The sequence below is a fragment of the Mesorhizobium sp. NZP2234 genome (genome assembly GCF_013170765.1).
Lineage (GTDB): Bacteria > Pseudomonadota > Alphaproteobacteria > Rhizobiales > Rhizobiaceae > Mesorhizobium > Mesorhizobium loti_D.
Genome location: NZ_CP033364.1, coordinates 2,574,099 through 2,588,745, shown reverse-complemented (window position 1 = coordinate 2,588,745; position 14,647 = coordinate 2,574,099). Strand labels below are relative to the sequence as shown.

Below are 14,647 nucleotides of genomic sequence, written 5' to 3'. Positions count from 1 at the left end.
CGCCAATTGCATCCGCCAACTGCATCTGGGCTCGAAGTCGGCGGCTCGATCCGTTTTGCGCGTGCGGCGAGAAGTGATAGTTAGCCTTGGCAGCACCGTCTCGAACCCAGGAACCTCAGGTGATCAAAGACGAAGCGCTCAGTCTGTCGCCCGGGGGAACGACACTGAAATCACTGTTGTCGCAGATGTTCGATCAGGCCCCGGGCTTTATAGCACTCCTGCGCGAGCCGGGTCACATTTTCGAGCTGACCAATGCCGCCTACCAAAGGCTGATCGGCCACAGGCAAGTGGTTGGAAAGTCGGTGCGCGACGCCTTTCCCGAGCTTGAAGGCAATGAGTTTTTCGAACATCTCGACCATGTGCACACGACCGGCGAGCCCTATGTCGGCCACGGGGTGAAGGTTGGGCTTCGCAACACAGCCGGCGGGCCGGTCGAGGAGCGCATCCTTGATTTCGTCTATCAGCCGGTCAAGGCCGACGACGGCCGTATCACCGCGATCTTCATTCAAGGCACGGATGTCAGCGACCTGTCCTTTGCAAACGCAGCACTTCGGCTGCGTGAGGACCATTTGCGATCGATCCTGGCAACAGTGCCGGACGCGATGGTCGTCATCGACGAACAGGGTGGGATTCAATCCTTCAGCACCGCTGCCGAAACGCTGTTCGGCTACCAGTCAAGCGAAGTCATTGGTCAAAACGTGAAAATGCTGATGCCCTCGCCCTACCGCGACGAGCATGATGCCTATCTGCTTCGCTACCTGACGACGGGAGAGCGCCGGATCATCGGGCTCGGCCGCACTGTTACCGGGGCCCGCAAGGATGGATCGACTTTTCCGATGGAGCTTTCCGTCGGCGAGATGCATCCGGGTACCGGGCGTTTCTTTACCGGCTTCTGCCGCGACCTGACCGAGCGCCACCGGGCGGAGGCAAGAATCCAGGAGCAGCAGCAGGAGCTCCTCCACATGGCGCGCTTTACAGCACTTGGCGAAATGGCCTCGACGCTTGCCCATGAGATCAACCAGCCGCTGACGGCGATCACGAACTACCTCAAAGGCAGTCGTCGACTGCTTGAGAAAAGCCAGGACGAGAATGCGCCCATGCTTCGAGATGCCGTCGAAAAGGCAGCCGAGCAGGCATTGCGGGCAGGCGACGTTATCCGTCACCTGAGGGATTTTGTCGCCAGGGGCGAAAGCGAGCGCCAGGTCGAACGGCTGCCGACGCTGATCGAGGAAGCCGCATCGCTGGCCTTGGTTGGCGCGAGAGAGATGAATCTTCTCGTCAGCTACAAGCTTGACCCTGCCGCCGAACTGGTCTTGACCGACCGCATCCAGATTCAGCAGGTTCTGCTCAACCTGATGCGCAACGCGGTGGAGGCCATGCACGAAGCGCCGCGCCGCGAATTGAAAGTCACAACCATTGCCCGGGATGATGGGATGGCCGAGGTAAGCGTGATCGATACAGGCACGGGTCTTGCGCCGGAGGTTTCGGCCCAGCTCTTCCAGCCGTTTGTAACGACCAAGAAGCAAGGCATGGGTGTGGGCCTTTCCATTTGCCGCACCATCGTTGAATCGCACGGTGGCCATATATGGGCCGAGGTGATGCCAGCCGGCGGAACCGCGTTCCGCTTCACCTTGCGCATCGTAGAGAAGGAAGAGATCACAAATGGCCGACAGTGATCTGGTGCATGTGGTCGACGACGATGTCGACGTCCGCAAATCGCTCGGTTTTCTTCTGGCCACAGCAGACTTCGCTGTGCGCCTGCACGAATCGGCCACAGCTTTTCTGTCTACGGCGACCGGCAACATCGACGGCTGCATTGTCACCGACGTGCGCATGCCGGGCATAGACGGCATCGAGCTCCTGCGTCAGCTTAGGGCGAGCGGGCACAGGATTCCGGTTATTGTCATGACTGGTCATGCCGATGTGGCGCTCGCCGTGCAGGCAATGAAGGAAGGGGCCTCCGATTTCATCGAGAAGCCGTTCGACGACGAAATGCTGATCGAAGCGATCCGCTCCGCGCTGGCCAACCGCAACCAGGTCAATGCAGCGCATCCCCAGTCCGCGGAGATCCGCGGGCGTCTGTCGAACTTGTCGGAGCGCGAGCGGCAGGTGCTGGATGGACTTGTTTCGGGGCTGCCCAACAAGACGATCGCCTATGATCTGGGGATCAGTCCGCGCACGGTCGAAATCCACCGGGCCAATGTCATGAGCAAGATGGGCGCAAGCAGTCTGTCACATCTCGTGCGCATGGCGCTGATCGTGGAATCCCGCCCCTAGGGAGAACCTTCGAAAGGGTTGCCTGCTCTGGCCTGAACCTTCTCATCTTCCCACTCGCGCCAGTGGGTCGGATGGATGTCGACACGGACGCCGGTGGCGGCATTTTTCCAACCTTCGCGGCTTTTTATGCAGGGAAATACCAGCGCATGCGCCCCCTCCTCGTCGAAGACGGCGAGTTCAAGGCCGCGACCATACGGTGCGCTTAGGATAGGATTCCACATCGCATCAAAATCTTCGTAAACGGTGCGTTGCGCATTGATCTGCATCATTTTCTGGAATCGCCGGACAGGCATGCGCGTTGCCGCGGGTCGGACTGATGTGGCTAACAGTTCTTGCGGCGGACGCCATATCGTCATCGGTGCCGATCACCTGCACGGCGCGTACATCCCGTTCGATCGCGAATGCAGCGCTGATACCTGATCGGGCGCTCATCGCGACGGCTGCCTCTTCCTGAAATGCTTCATGACCTCACTCCGTCGACGGCCGGACACCTTAAGGCCGGATGCCGTATCAGAATTTGATCGCCGTCAAACGCCGCGCGATTGCAGCACTTTGCGTCGGGCGCCGATTGATCGGGATCAAGGACCATGCTGCGCAAGCGCGTATCATTCGGCGGCATAGGGAGAATCGCGATGCACTATATCAAGGTCGATGAAGCCCTGTGGGCGTCCAGCATGTTGCCGGAGGGTATCCTGGAGCGCTGGTTCATTACGAGCGGCGACACAATCAAGGCCGGAGAGCGCATAGCCGAAGTTCGCGTTGAAGACGCGCTGCACGAGATTGTCGCGCCTGCAAGTGGCCGCGCGACGATTGTCGCCACTGCGAACACCGTCATCGAACCCGGCTCGGTCCTGGCAACGCTGGAGTCCCAGCCCGCGTGAGGACGTCTCATCGGGTTGATCGCGCTCATTCCTCAACCATAGCCTCAAGGATGTATCAATATGCAGACCCAACATGCCGTTGCCTGGCTGGACCATCGCGAAGCCAAGGTGTTTTTCTTCAATCGTGAAGCGGCCGAGAGCCTCAGGCTTGCCACCACGCTTGCGCATCATCAGACCCACAACAAGGCAGGCACCGTCGACGGCAAGCGTGCACCGGAAAACCAGTCCTTCTACCAGGACATCGTCGCGGCGCTGCAGCCGGCGAAGGAATGGCTGATCGTTGGTCCAGGATCGGCAAAAGACGAGTTGGCAAGGCATATACGCGACCACCATTCCCACTTGAAGGATCGCATCATCGGCGTCGAGCCTGCCGATCATCCCACGGAGGCCCAGATCGTGGCGCATGCCCGGTCGTACTTCCGTGCAGCTGACAGGATGTTGCCCTAGCTTGGTACGCGCCGGTTTGCTGGCGCGTTAACAGCCACCAGATCGACTGCCTCCATTGTGCAATGGAGGCATCAGGTTCGGTGGGCTGCCGCGCCCACGGCCCCGATCACGGTTGCTGCAAGGTGCTGATGTAAGCGATAATTGCGTCGATCTGGTCGGGGCTGGCGATCCACTCGGGCATGTCCGGGTGGCCAGTCGAAATCCCCTCAGCGAGGGCCTCCTCGAGATCGGTGATCGGATAGCGCTTTGACAAGGTCCGAAACGCCGGGGCGTCAGGATGACTGCTCTTGTCGGTTTTCCCAATGGCGTGGCAGCGGGCGCAATTGACTTCCACCAACGCCTTTCCATGATCCGTCAGGCTATCGGCCAGGGCTGGATGCACATGTCCGAGCAGCATCAGTGCAAGGACAGAAGCCGGCAGACGACGACCCCCGTAAAAGATGGTCATGTTTGACCTCCGCATTGCCGATCTACGCGACTGTCTTCGCCGCGGCGTCCTCGATCGCGGTTCTGGCTTCCTCACGGAGCCGCTTGGCAGTTTCCGAAGTGAGCCTGGAGGTCAGTGTGGCGACCTTACCGGCTTCGCTGACATATTGCGATGTCGCATTCTGCAGGAAAGCAGCAAAGATGTCGAAAGCGTCATTGAACTCCGGACCGGTGATGAGATCGTCGGCCAGCTTGACGTCCTGTTCGCAACGATGCTTCAGAAATGCCAGCGTTTCGACGCTATAGCGCATCATCGCCTTGAAGGCGTGTACTTGAAGAGACGCGACAGCAAGGAAGAACTTCTGGCCATTTTCCGCAATCGGCACCAATTGTGTGCCGAATGCGGAGGGTTCGGGCTGGGTGTGCATTATCGACTACTCCGTTCTGAATCTCCACAGCGCGACGTTGACGCCATTCGTCGTCGTGTCCTTGATCAGGATCAACCCTATGGCCTTGCGGACTGTAGGAGCGTGCCGGTACCAACCGGTTTCGTTGCGCGTTTGACCCGCATCAAGGTGCCTCCCTCCATTTGATGGCCAAGTCGCGTCAACCCCAGATGGAACGACGCGATGGCTTTCAAGACGATTATGGTTCAACTGGACGTGGACGCGATCGCGGCGCCGCGCATCGCGATGGCATGGAATCTTGCTCAACGGCAAGATGCTGATTTGATCGGCTTTTGTGCCGCCGAGCCGCATTTCGCCCTGCCAGCCGGCACTGATGACCAGGCCGCGACCAAGGCGTTGTGGTGCCAGGTGGAGGAGATAGAAGGTCGCCTCGACTGCCTGAGAGAGGAATTCCTGAGCATAGTCAACGGCAGTAATCGTGCCTCGTGGCGCGGAGAAATAGGCAATCCCACACGCCAACTTGCGCTCAATGCGCGGGCGGCCGACTTGATCCTCACTGGCTCGCCGACGGCCGATCTGGTGGCCGACCGTCATCGTGTGGTGGATCCGGCAAGCCTCATCCTTGCGGCTGGCCGTCCGATACTCGTGGCATCGGACCCATTGGCGTCGATCAAGGCCGAAAGCATCCTGATCGCGTGGAATGACACGCGGGAAGCGCGACGTGCCGTCGTCGACGCCATGCCTTTCCTGATCACCGCCAGGGAGGTCGTGATCGCCACCGTGGACAATGGGGATACGAGGCCTAGGGAAAATGCAGCGGATGTCGAACGCTTTTTGACGCGCCACGGGGTGAAAGCGCGATCGGAAATCTTGGATGCGCGCCGCTCCGAACCGGCGGAAATCCTGCTCCAGATCGGAAAGGATATTGCGGCCGATCTCATCGTTCTCGGTGGCTACGGTCATAGCCGGGTACTGGAGATGACCTTTGGCGGCGTGACGCGTTCCGTACTGCGCGGAGGATCATTGCATCGGTTCATATCGAACTGAGTAAGGTGGAGCCTCGGAGTCGTGATTTTGACATGAATCAAGGTCGTCCCTTCCCACAAAGGGTTACGTCCAACCATTGCCAAGTTCGGTGTCGCTGATGCCCGCAGCGCAACCGCGAGCAACAAGGAAATTCGGACATGAACTACCAGCGGTTCTTCGAAGAAGCGATCGACCAGCTCCATGCGGAGCGTCGCTATCGTGTCTTCGCCGATCTCGAGCGTATCGCGGGCAAGTTTCCGCGCGCCATCTGGCGCTCCAACGGCCGCGCCGAGGAAATCACCGTCTGGTGCTCCAACGACTATCTCGGCATGGGCCAGCACGCGGATGTCATCGCCGCCTTCCAGAACGCGGCCGGCAAGATGGGTTCGGGCGCCGGCGGCACCCGCAACATCTCCGGTACCTCCAACCCGCTGGTCGAACTCGAGCAGGAACTCGCCGACCTGCACGGCAAGGAGGCAGCGCTGGTCTTCACCTCCGGCTTCGTCTCCAACGAAGCCTCGATCTCGACCATTGCCCGGCTTTTGCCCAACTGCCTGATCATCTCGGACGAGTTGAACCACGCCTCGATGATCGAGGGCGTGCGGCGCTCGGGCGCGGAAAAGAAGATCTTCCGCCACAATGACGTCGCGCATCTGGAAAGCCTGCTGCAGGCCGCGGGGCGCGAGCGCGCCAAGCTGATCGTCTTCGAAAGCGTCTATTCGATGGACGGCGACATCGCGCCGATCCGGGAGATCGTCGAACTCGCCGAGCGCTACAACGCCATGACCTATATCGACGAGGTCCATGCCGTGGGCATGTACGGACCGCGCGGCGGCGGCATCACCGAGCGCGAAGGCCTTGCCGACCGCATCGACATCATCCAGGGCACGCTGGCCAAGGCGTTCGGCACGCTGGGCGGCTACATCACCGGCACCAGCGCGGTGATCGACGCGGTTCGCTCCTATGCGCCGGGTTTCATCTTCACCACGGCGCTGCCGCCGGCGATCGCCGCCGCCACCACCGCCTCCATCCGCCATCTCAAGCGTTCGCAGGCCGAGCGCGACGCGCAGCAGCAGCAGGCGAGCCGAACCAAACACATCCTGGCGGCCGCCGGCCTGCCGGTGATGGAATCGGCGACCCATATCGTGCCGGTGCTGGTTGGCGATCCGGAGCTTTGCAAGATGGCGAGCGACCGGCTGCTTGGCGTCCACGGCATCTACATCCAGCCGATCAACTACCCGACCGTGCCGCGCGGCACCGAGCGGCTGCGCATCACGCCGACGCCGTTCCATTCCGATGCGCTGATCGCCGAACTGCAGGATGCGCTGGTCGAGACCTGGGATGCGCTCGGCATTCCCTATGCCAGTTCCGGCCAACCTTCGGTCGCCAAGACCGACCGCATCATTCCGCTCCTGGTCCCCAAGTCGGGCGGCTGAAAATCGGGCGGCTGATCCCGGGCGGCTAAAGCCGCCTTCGGCTCAAACGCTCTTCATCCACTTCGCCAGCCGGTGCGCCGCTTCCTCGATCTGATCGAGGCGGCGGTGGAAAAACGAGGCGATGCACCTGTGACCGATTTGATCCTGCTCAATGCTCAAAGCCTTTCGATGCCTGAGAATGGAGTTCAAATCGTCGAGGAGCATCGCCATGGGTCATATTTCCCACACGTCCTTCGCTGGCTTCACGCACGCTGGCCAGCAGGCACAACAATGGGTCAAGGAGCTCGCCAAGGATCTCTGCTGGAGCGAGCCGAGCGCGTGCCGTCTCCTGAGATCTGTCCTGCACACGGTGCGGGATTGGCTGTCGCCGGCCGAAATGGCCGATCTCTCGGCGCAACTGCCTGTTTTGCTCCGCGGCATCTATTTCGAAGGCTGGAATCCGTCAACAACTGCGCATGAGCGCACGAAGCGCGACTTCATTATCAGCGTCAGAAACAGTTTCGGCTATGATGAGGAAATCGATTTCGATGTCGCGATCAGTGCCGTTTTCAAGCTTCTGGACCGTCACATTTCGCATGGTGAGATCGTGCAGGTCAGAAACTCGATGAAGAAGTCGCTGCGAACACTGTGGCCGGTGGATTGACCGATGTTCCGCGACCGGGAAGACGCTGGAGCGAAGCTTGGCCTGGAACTGAGCAGGCTTCAACTGCACCAGCCCATCGTATTGGCATTGCCGCGTGGCGGCGTGCCCGTCGCGGTGGAAGTGGCCAAAGCCCTCAACGCTCCTCTTGACCTGCTGATCGTCCGCAAGGTCGGCGCCCCGGGCAATCCCGAGCTGGCTGTTGCCGCAATCGTCGATGGCACCCCTGGGGAGGTCGTGCTGAACCGAGAGATCGTCGAGACCTATGAGCTCGGCGAAGGTGAGCTAGGTGTCTTGATAGCAAATGAGCGTCCTGAACTCGAACGCCGGCGCATTGCCTATCGAGGCAAGACCAAACCGATGTCGATCGCGGGAAAGACCGCGATCATCGTCGATGACGGCGCCGCGACCGGTACGACCATGAAAATCGCGATCCGCGCCCTCAAGCGCCGGTCACCGAGGGAAATCATCGTGGCAATTCCCGTTTCACCGCAAGAAACGATCGCAGCGCTGGAACAGGAAGCGGACCGTGTGGTCTGCCTTAGTCAGCCAGGACAGTTCCGGGCCTTGGGCCACCATTATCTGCGGTTCCCGCAGCTCTCTGACAACGACGTTGTCTGCGCTATGGACGCGGCTGCCCAGCTGTACAAAACTGGCCAGCGGCACGTTTCCGGCCTGGTTCAAAAGTCGTGAAGAAAAGGAGATCGCATTGATGCAGATCCGCACGCTTTCTGCTTTGGAATGCACCAAATTGCTGACGGCCAATCGCATTGGCCGCCTGGCATGCGCGAAGGACGGGCAGCCCTATATCGTGCCCTTCCACTACGCCCATTCGGACGCTCATCTTTACGCGTTTTCCATGCCGGGGAAAAAGATCGAATGGATGCGGGCCAATCCGCTGGTGTCCGTCCAGGTCGATGAACATGGCCAGGGGCGAGGATGGAAAAGTGTCATTGCCGACGGCCGATACGAAGAGCTGCCTGACCGGATCGGCCATAAGCTTGAGCGGGATCATGCCTGGTCGGTGTTGAGCAAGCACACGGACTGGTGGGAGCCTGGCGCACTCAAGCCGGTCGTTCCTCCCACAGCCGACAGTGCACCGCACGTCTTCTTTCGGATCCTGATCGAGCAGGTATCCGGACGAGAAGCGAGCGAGTAGTCGCCCCATCAGGTCTTGCGAGAAATGAAATGAAAGGGCCGGCGCAATCTGCACCGGCCCTTTTTCTTTACCGTTGAATTGCTATCGCGCCATCAAGACCGGCAGCGATTGACCCGCAAGCATCGATTTGGTGACCCCGCCGAAAATCCGCTCGCGCAACCGGGAATGACCGTAGGCGCCCATGACCATCAGCTCGGCCGCAACATCGCCGGCATGCTGGCGCAGCACGTCGGCAACCGAATGGTTCGAACTCGGCAGCCGGTCGACCGTAACCTTCACGCCGTGCCGGGCAAGATAGGCTGCGGCATCTGCGCCCGGCTCTTCGCCATGATGGAACTCATTCTCAATGGGATCGACGATGACAAGGCGCACATCTTCGGCGCCTTTCAGCATATCGATCGACTCGCGGACGGCGCGCGATGACTCAAGGCGAGCGTCCCATGCAACGAGGACGCGTTTCGGCTTCAGCGTCGGGCGCGAGCCCTCGGGAACGAGCAGAATGGGCTTTCCCGACGAGAACAGCGTGCCCTCGATGACTTTGTCCTTGAGCGTATGGCTTGCCAACAAATCCGGCCCGAGAATGGTCAGATCCGCGTAGCGGGCACGCCTTCCGATGACGTCGTCTGCCCATCCCATGTCGGGATAGTCGTCGCTCAGATCGGCCGATACGGCGGTCTGGGAAAGAAAGCCGGCGACGTCGGAAATTCGTTTCTCAAGCCTCTTCAGCTCGACCTGACGTTCCTCCAGCCAGGCTGGTGAGACGACGGCGGCATACTCGCCGCCCGAGGGCGGCGCGGCAAGCTCGAGAACGAGCACGGAGAGATGGGCACCGATCTGTTCGCACAGCGAGGCGGCGAGCTTTAGATCGCCTTCACCCTGGTTCGGCCCGGTAACCGTAAGCAGTGTCCTGAAAGTCACAGCGGCAACTCCTGATTTCGATTGAAGGGTCAGTCGTGGTTTCAGTCACTAGCGAGGGCGATCGTCGTGGTCATTGCGCTGAATCAAACACCATGACCGCGGGGCATTTGATCCGCATCAACGCACCGCTAAACCAGGGCTGTAGGTTTCAACCGATCAATCGGGGAAACGCATATGAAATTCCTGGTCGCGGCGGCTCTGGCAGGATTCGTCTTCAATGCGGCCGGCGCCCAGGAACTCGGCGACGGCAAGGCCGAATACATGAACTCATGCGCGGTCTGTCATGGTCCCGAAGGCAAGGGCGATGGCCCGTTGGGCGACGAACTGCTGAAGCGTCCGAGCGACCTGACACGCATCTCCAGGCGCAATGGCGGCGAATTCCCTTACTGGCGCGTTTATGCCGTGATCGACGGTCGCGCCATGGTGCCGGCGCATGGCGAGCGTGACATGCCAGTATGGGGCAGCCAATTCCTGCCTGCCGACGTGAAGAAATATGGCCCGAACGCAGGCGAGATCGTCACCAGGGAACGCATCCATGAGTTGGCAGGTTATGTCCAGACATTGCAGCAATGAGCGCGGATCACGGAAACGAATTTCCCAAGACACACTGGGAAGGCCGGCCATGATCGTCGACGACCAGCAAGCCGCTGCCGCGTTTCTGCTTCATCCTGCTACCCATGGCGCGATTGGGCCCGTCGAGGCGATCGAGACTCACATTTCACGCATCTTCCTCGTTGGCCAGCGCGCCTACAAGATGAAGCGGGCGGTCAAGCTGCCCTATGTCGATTTCTCGACGCCAGGCCTCAGGCTGGCCGCTTGCGAGAAAGAGCTGGAACTCAACTCGAAAACCGCTCCCGGCCTCTATCTGAGGGTGCGGCGCATCACGCGGGAAGCCGACGACAAGTTGACTTTTGACGGCACCGGCCAAATGCTCGACGCGGCGATCGAGATGATCCGCTTCGATCAGTCGAAGCTTCTCGATCGAATGGCAACCGCGGGAGAACTGACGCCGGCGCTGATGACCGACGTCGCACGGATGATCGTAGGATATCACCGCACGGCGCCGGAGGTCCACAATGGCACAGGCTCGTTCAATTTGATGGGCGTGCTCGACATCAACGAGGCCGGCTTTGGCACCAGCCATGTTTTTGCGAAACAGGAGATTGAGACGTTTGCCGGCGCCTTCCGCACCGCGCTTGCCCGGCATGCCGGATTGCTGGACCGCCGGGAGGCCGCGGGCAAGATCCGCCGGTGCCATGGCGATCTGCACCTGCGCAACATCTGCCTTTTCGATGGCGAGCCTCGCCTCTTCGATTGCATCGAATTCAATGACCAGATTGCCAGCATCGATGTTCTGTACGACCTTGCCTTCCTGTTGATGGACCTTTGGCATCGCGGCTTCCCCCAGCTCGCCAATCTCGTGATGAACCGCTACCTCGACGAGGCCGACGATGAAGACGGCTTCATCCTGCTGCCCTTTTTCATGGCCGTGCGGGCTGCCGTGCGCGCCCATGTCACCGCGACACAGGTCGAGGAAGGCAGCGCCGACAGCGACAAGCTGATTGCCGAGGCGAGATCCTATTTCGAACTGGCCCTGACATTTCTCCAGGAGACAGAACCGCGGCTCGTTGCCATCGGTGGCCTCAGTGGTTCAGGCAAGACGACCATTGCCGAGGCGCTCGCTGCCTACGTTGGAGCGCCGCCCGGCGCTCGCATTGTCGAAAGCGACCGTATCCGCAAGGCAATGCACGGCGTGGCTGCCGAGACCAGGCTGCCGGACAAGGCCTATCGACCTGAGGTGTCCGAACGGGTCTACAACGAAATGGCATGGCGCGCCGGACTGATCCTTTCCGAGGGGGGCTCGGTTGTCGCCGATGCGGTTTTCGACAGACCGGCCGATCGTGAGCGGATTGAAAAGGCGGCGCGTGACCGAGGTATCGCATTCTCCGGCTTCTGGCTGGAGGCGGATCCGCTCATCCTTTGGCAGCGGGTCAATGAACGCAAGGGCGGCCCCTCGGACGCCACGGTCGATATCCTGTCGCGTCAATTGCAGCGCAATGCCAACCAGGCCAGTTGGCGCAGGACCGACTCCGATCGGCAGCTCGTCGACATCGTCGCCGAATTGAGGAGATGTTGCGCGCACGATGCTTCCGAGATCCTGCGCACAGCGTCCTGACTTGGTGCGGACGATCAATCTCAACCGAGTTCGAGCTTGGCCTCGACAAGGCCGGGCTCGTTCGGAAGATGCCTGATCGAGAAGCCAAACTCGCGGCACATGGCCAGCATCTTGCTGTTTTCGCTCAGCACGACGCCTTCGATGCGGCGGATTCCATCCGCTCTTGCATAGTCGACGATCTGGCTGAGCAATTCCCAACCCAGGCCATGTCCCTGCAAGTCCGTCCGCACCAACAATGCGTATTCGGCGTCGACGTGGTCGGGGTCGCAGGATAGCCGGCTGATGCCCGCCAGCGCGCCAGTGCTCGTGTCCAATGCGACGAAAGCCATGTTGCGGTCGTAATCGAGCTGGGTAAGCCGCTTCAACATCTGGTCGGAGAAGCTCTTGCGCGGCGACAGAAAACGCAGGCGCAGATCGTCAGGCGAAATCCGGGTAAGGAAATCCGGATAGAGCGCGATGTCGGCCGGCTTGATCGGCCGGATATGGTAACGCATGCCGTCGGCCGAAAACTGTCTTTCCCAACCCGACGGATAGGGCCGGATGGCAAGCGCCCGATTCGGCCCCGGCTCCTCCACGCGTTCCGGCTCGATCTCGATACGGGCATCGAGCGCGATCACGCCGGCGGAATCGGCGAGCAACGGATTGATGTCCATTGAAACAAGGCACGGAAAGTCGACGATCATCTGCGACAGGCCGTTCAGCGCAGTGATGATCGCCTGCCGATCAGCAGGCTTGCGATCGCGGAATCCGGCCAGCAGGCGGCCGATCCGCGTTTGCCCGATCAGGTCACCGGCGAGAACGTCGTCGAGCGGCGGCAATGCTATCGCCGTGTCATCCATCACCTCCACGGAGACGCCGCCTGCTCCAAACAGGATGGCGGGCCCGAAGATCGCATCCTGGCTCATGCCGAGGATGAGTTCCTGCGCCTGTTTTCGCACCACCATCGGCTGAACGGCATAGCCTTCAATATCGGCTTGCGGTGCGTGCTTGCGCACGCGCGCCTCGATGGCGCATGCGGCTTCCCCCGCGGCGGCGGCATCGGCAATGTTGAGCACCACGCCGCCAATGTCCGACTTGTGCGAGATCGCCTTGGACAACAGCTTGACCGCGACCTGCCCGGACGTCTTGAGGAGCCGGCTGGCGGCCGCCTCCGCTTCGACAGGAGATCTGGCGACGATCGTCTCGGGCACCGGGATGCCGTAGGCGGAAATTGCTGCCTTGGCTTCGGGCTCGGTCAGCATTCGCCGCCCTTCCCCCGCGGCCTGCCTGAATATGGCGAGCACGGCTTCTCGGTGGCTCGTAATGTCCTCGCCGCGGCTCGACGGGGTGCGCATCAATGCCCGCTGGGCACGCGACCACTCGCTGAGGTAGGAGACGGCCGTTGCGGCATCCGCTGGCGTCTCGAAGCTGGCAATGCCGGCATCCTGAAGAACACGTCGCCCGGCGCGGGCAGTGTGTTCCCCGAGCCAGCAGGTGAGGACTGGCTTGCCGGCGATCATCCCTTCCCTTGCGAGTACCGCCACCGCACGTGCCGCGGCAAGCGGTGAGCTCAACCCGGTCGGACAGTTCATCACCAGCATGACGTCCGTGCCGGGATCGGCGGCAACTGCTTGGACAGCGGCCCTGTAGCGCTCCGGCGGGGCGTCACCAATGATGTCGACCGGATTGGCATGCGACCATGTCGACGGCAACATGGTATTCAGGCGTTCGATGGTGGCAGGAGAAAGCGCTGCCAATTCTCCTTTACAGTCGATGAGTTGATCGATGGCCAATACCCCTGCCCCACCGCCGTTGGTGACGATGGCAACACGGGCTCTCTTGAGGGGACTGAAGCGGGCGATCGTCTCGGCGGCATCAAACAGCTCGGTCAGGCCTTTGACGCGCAGGATGCCTGCCCTCAGCAATGCCGCATCGACAACACGGTCGGCCCCCGATAGTGCGCCGGTATGGGTCGCGGCCGCTTTGGCCGATTGCTCGTGCCGACCCGATTTTATTGCGATCACCGGCTTGATCCGCGCCGCCGCCCGAGCGGCCGAGATGAATTTGCGCGGATTGGGAATTGTTTCGAGATACATGACGATAGCGCGGGTGCGCGCATCGCCCGCCAGCATGTCGAGACAATCTCCGACGTCGACATCCGCCATGTCGCCAAGGGAGACGATCTGGGAGAACCCGACATTGTTGTCGGCCGCCCAATCGATCAGCGACGTGGCAATGGCGCCGGATTGAGACAGCAGCGCGATGTTGCCGGGCTTGGCGGCCATATGCGCAAATCCGGCATTAAGCTTCATCAGCGGGATCATCAGCCCGACCGTATTCGGTCCGATGATGCGGAAGAGCGTGGGCTTGGCAGCATCGAGCATCGCCTGGCGCAGGCCATTTTCGCGCGTCAGCCCGGCTGTGATCACGACCGCCGCCCGCGTGCCCTTTTCAGCGAGGTCGCCCACGATGCCGGGAACTGTCTCAGGCGGCGTGACGATGACACCAAGGTCTGGGACATCAGGCAGATCGGCCGCTTTGGCATAGCATTGCCGATCGGCGACCTCGGAATATTTCGGGTTGACCGGCCAGATGTCGCCCTCGAAGCCACCGCTGACGATGTTGTCGAAAACGACACGGCCGACGGAGCCTTCGCGCACCGACGCACCGAAGACAGCAACGGACTTCGGGGCGAACGCATGTTCGAGATTTCGGATCGTCACCCCTCATGCCTCCTGTTCGTAGCGATGATCGCCCGTCGATCTTGCCCGTTCGTTGCGTTGGATCAAAGCGTTCTCCGGTTCTCGCTATTAGCTGTTGCCCGAGTTCGACGCGCCCCGTCAGCGCTGGTGATAATTGGCGAGCATCGATCAAA

The 14,647-nt window shown here is 61.0% G+C and carries 17 protein-coding genes; 11 read left to right on the top strand and 6 right to left on the bottom strand.

Features of this window, described 5'->3' with window-relative positions; all coding sequences use genetic code 11:
- The first annotated feature begins 119 nt into the window (after positions 1–119).
- Together EB230_RS12730 and fixJ are read left to right on the top strand one after the other, a co-directional pair.
- Positions 120–1,676, top strand: coding sequence for a PAS domain S-box protein (locus tag EB230_RS12730; protein WP_056570618.1), 1,557 nt, complete (start codon positions 120–122; stop codon positions 1,674–1,676).
- Positions 1,663–2,277, top strand: a complete 615-nt coding sequence (fixJ, locus tag EB230_RS12725) for a response regulator FixJ (RefSeq protein ID WP_056570616.1) — start codon at positions 1,663–1,665, stop codon at positions 2,275–2,277. Before EB230_RS12730 ends, fixJ begins: the two co-directional genes overlap by 14 nt.
- On the opposite strand, the gene EB230_RS12720 is transcribed toward fixJ, so the two are convergent.
- Positions 2,274–2,546 (bottom strand): hypothetical protein, encoded by a 273-nt coding sequence (locus EB230_RS12720; RefSeq protein WP_320412011.1) that lies wholly within the window; start codon positions 2,544–2,546, stop codon positions 2,274–2,276. The genes fixJ and EB230_RS12720 overlap by 4 nt on opposite strands.
- Before the next feature lie 318 nt (positions 2,547–2,864).
- On the opposite strand from EB230_RS12720, the gene EB230_RS12715 reads away from it, so the two are divergent.
- Positions 2,865–3,158 carry a lipoyl domain-containing protein gene (locus tag EB230_RS12715; protein ID WP_244494048.1) on the top strand — a complete coding sequence of 98 codons (294 nt, stop codon included), beginning with the start codon at positions 2,865–2,867 and terminating at the stop codon, positions 3,156–3,158.
- Between the two features lie 60 nt (positions 3,159–3,218).
- Positions 3,219–3,605, top strand: a complete 387-nt coding sequence (locus tag EB230_RS12710; RefSeq protein WP_056570614.1) for a hypothetical protein — start codon at positions 3,219–3,221, stop codon at positions 3,603–3,605.
- A 106-nt stretch (positions 3,606–3,711) separates the two neighbouring features.
- Here the strand turns inward: EB230_RS12710 and EB230_RS12705 are convergent, their stop codons facing one another.
- A complete protein-coding gene (locus EB230_RS12705; RefSeq protein WP_056571995.1) occupies positions 3,712–4,002 on the bottom strand; it encodes a cytochrome c in 291 nt (96 codons plus the stop codon).
- Positions 4,003–4,075: 73 nt separating this feature from the next.
- Complete coding sequence (locus EB230_RS12700) at positions 4,076–4,459, bottom strand: phasin family protein (RefSeq protein WP_056570611.1); 384 nt, start codon at positions 4,457–4,459, stop codon at positions 4,076–4,078.
- Positions 4,460–4,660: 201 nt separating this feature from the next.
- Here EB230_RS12700 and EB230_RS12695 point away from each other — a divergent pair, with 201 nt between their 5' ends.
- A complete protein-coding gene (locus EB230_RS12695) occupies positions 4,661–5,485 on the top strand; it encodes a universal stress protein (RefSeq protein ID WP_056570608.1) in 825 nt (274 codons plus the stop codon).
- A gap of 137 nt (positions 5,486–5,622) precedes the next feature.
- On the top strand, positions 5,623–6,900 hold the full coding sequence (hemA, locus tag EB230_RS12690) for a 5-aminolevulinate synthase (RefSeq protein ID WP_171883338.1): 1,278 nt from the start codon (positions 5,623–5,625) through the stop codon (positions 6,898–6,900).
- 42 nt (positions 6,901–6,942) lie between these two features.
- On the opposite strand, the gene EB230_RS12685 is transcribed toward hemA, so the two are convergent.
- Positions 6,943–7,110, bottom strand: a complete 168-nt coding sequence (locus EB230_RS12685; RefSeq protein WP_155772426.1) for a hypothetical protein — start codon at positions 7,108–7,110, stop codon at positions 6,943–6,945.
- Between EB230_RS12685 and EB230_RS12680 the strand changes: the two genes are divergently transcribed.
- From EB230_RS12680 to EB230_RS12670, 3 genes are read left to right on the top strand one after another with little or no spacing between them, the layout of a single operon-like run.
- Positions 7,109–7,543 (top strand): DUF2267 domain-containing protein, encoded by a 435-nt coding sequence (locus tag EB230_RS12680; protein WP_056578407.1) that lies wholly within the window; start codon positions 7,109–7,111, stop codon positions 7,541–7,543. The two genes, EB230_RS12685 and EB230_RS12680, sit on opposite strands and share 2 nt — an antisense overlap.
- A gap of 3 nt (positions 7,544–7,546) precedes the next feature.
- A complete protein-coding gene (locus EB230_RS12675) occupies positions 7,547–8,233 on the top strand; it encodes a phosphoribosyltransferase (RefSeq protein WP_056578410.1) in 687 nt (228 codons plus the stop codon).
- Between the two features lie 19 nt (positions 8,234–8,252).
- Positions 8,253–8,699, top strand: a complete 447-nt coding sequence (locus EB230_RS12670; protein ID WP_056578412.1) for a pyridoxamine 5'-phosphate oxidase family protein — start codon at positions 8,253–8,255, stop codon at positions 8,697–8,699.
- Positions 8,700–8,780: 81 nt separating this feature from the next.
- Here the strand turns inward: EB230_RS12670 and EB230_RS12665 are convergent, their stop codons facing one another.
- The gene (locus EB230_RS12665) at positions 8,781–9,617 is read right to left on the bottom strand and encodes a universal stress protein (protein ID WP_056578414.1); all 837 of its coding nucleotides are present in this window, start codon (positions 9,615–9,617) and stop codon (positions 8,781–8,783) included.
- 174 nt (positions 9,618–9,791) lie between these two features.
- Between EB230_RS12665 and EB230_RS12660 the strand changes: the two genes are divergently transcribed.
- On the top strand, positions 9,792–10,190 hold the full coding sequence (locus EB230_RS12660) for a c-type cytochrome (RefSeq protein ID WP_056578416.1): 399 nt from the start codon (positions 9,792–9,794) through the stop codon (positions 10,188–10,190).
- 49 nt (positions 10,191–10,239) lie between these two features.
- Positions 10,240–11,793, top strand: coding sequence for a bifunctional aminoglycoside phosphotransferase/ATP-binding protein (locus EB230_RS12655; protein WP_172372543.1), 1,554 nt, complete (start codon positions 10,240–10,242; stop codon positions 11,791–11,793).
- 20 nt (positions 11,794–11,813) lie between these two features.
- On the opposite strand, the gene EB230_RS12650 is transcribed toward EB230_RS12655, so the two are convergent.
- Complete coding sequence (locus tag EB230_RS12650) at positions 11,814–14,495, bottom strand: bifunctional acetate--CoA ligase family protein/GNAT family N-acetyltransferase (protein WP_172372541.1); 2,682 nt, start codon at positions 14,493–14,495, stop codon at positions 11,814–11,816.
- Positions 14,496–14,647: the final 152 nt, after the last annotated feature.

Coding starts and splice junctions, on each gene's coding strand:
- fixJ (WP_056570616.1), top strand. CDS start 1,663: ATGGCCGACAGTGATCTGGTGCATGTGGTCGACGACGATGTCGACGTC.
- EB230_RS12720 (WP_320412011.1), bottom strand. CDS start 2,546: ATGATGCAGATCAATGCGCAACGCACCGTTTACGAAGATTTTGATGCG.
- EB230_RS12715 (WP_244494048.1), top strand. CDS start 2,865: ATGCTGCGCAAGCGCGTATCATTCGGCGGCATAGGGAGAATCGCGATG.
- EB230_RS12710 (WP_056570614.1), top strand. CDS start 3,219: ATGCAGACCCAACATGCCGTTGCCTGGCTGGACCATCGCGAAGCCAAG.
- EB230_RS12705 (WP_056571995.1), bottom strand. CDS start 4,002: ATGCTGCTCGGACATGTGCATCCAGCCCTGGCCGATAGCCTGACGGAT.
- EB230_RS12700 (WP_056570611.1), bottom strand. CDS start 4,459: ATGCACACCCAGCCCGAACCCTCCGCATTCGGCACACAATTGGTGCCG.
- EB230_RS12695 (WP_056570608.1), top strand. CDS start 4,661: ATGGCTTTCAAGACGATTATGGTTCAACTGGACGTGGACGCGATCGCG.
- hemA (WP_171883338.1), top strand. CDS start 5,623: ATGAACTACCAGCGGTTCTTCGAAGAAGCGATCGACCAGCTCCATGCG.
- EB230_RS12680 (WP_056578407.1), top strand. CDS start 7,109: ATGGGTCATATTTCCCACACGTCCTTCGCTGGCTTCACGCACGCTGGC.
- EB230_RS12685 (WP_155772426.1), bottom strand. CDS start 7,110: ATGGCGATGCTCCTCGACGATTTGAACTCCATTCTCAGGCATCGAAAG.
- EB230_RS12675 (WP_056578410.1), top strand. CDS start 7,547: ATGTTCCGCGACCGGGAAGACGCTGGAGCGAAGCTTGGCCTGGAACTG.
- EB230_RS12670 (WP_056578412.1), top strand. CDS start 8,253: ATGCAGATCCGCACGCTTTCTGCTTTGGAATGCACCAAATTGCTGACG.
- EB230_RS12660 (WP_056578416.1), top strand. CDS start 9,792: ATGAAATTCCTGGTCGCGGCGGCTCTGGCAGGATTCGTCTTCAATGCG.
- EB230_RS12655 (WP_172372543.1), top strand. CDS start 10,240: ATGATCGTCGACGACCAGCAAGCCGCTGCCGCGTTTCTGCTTCATCCT.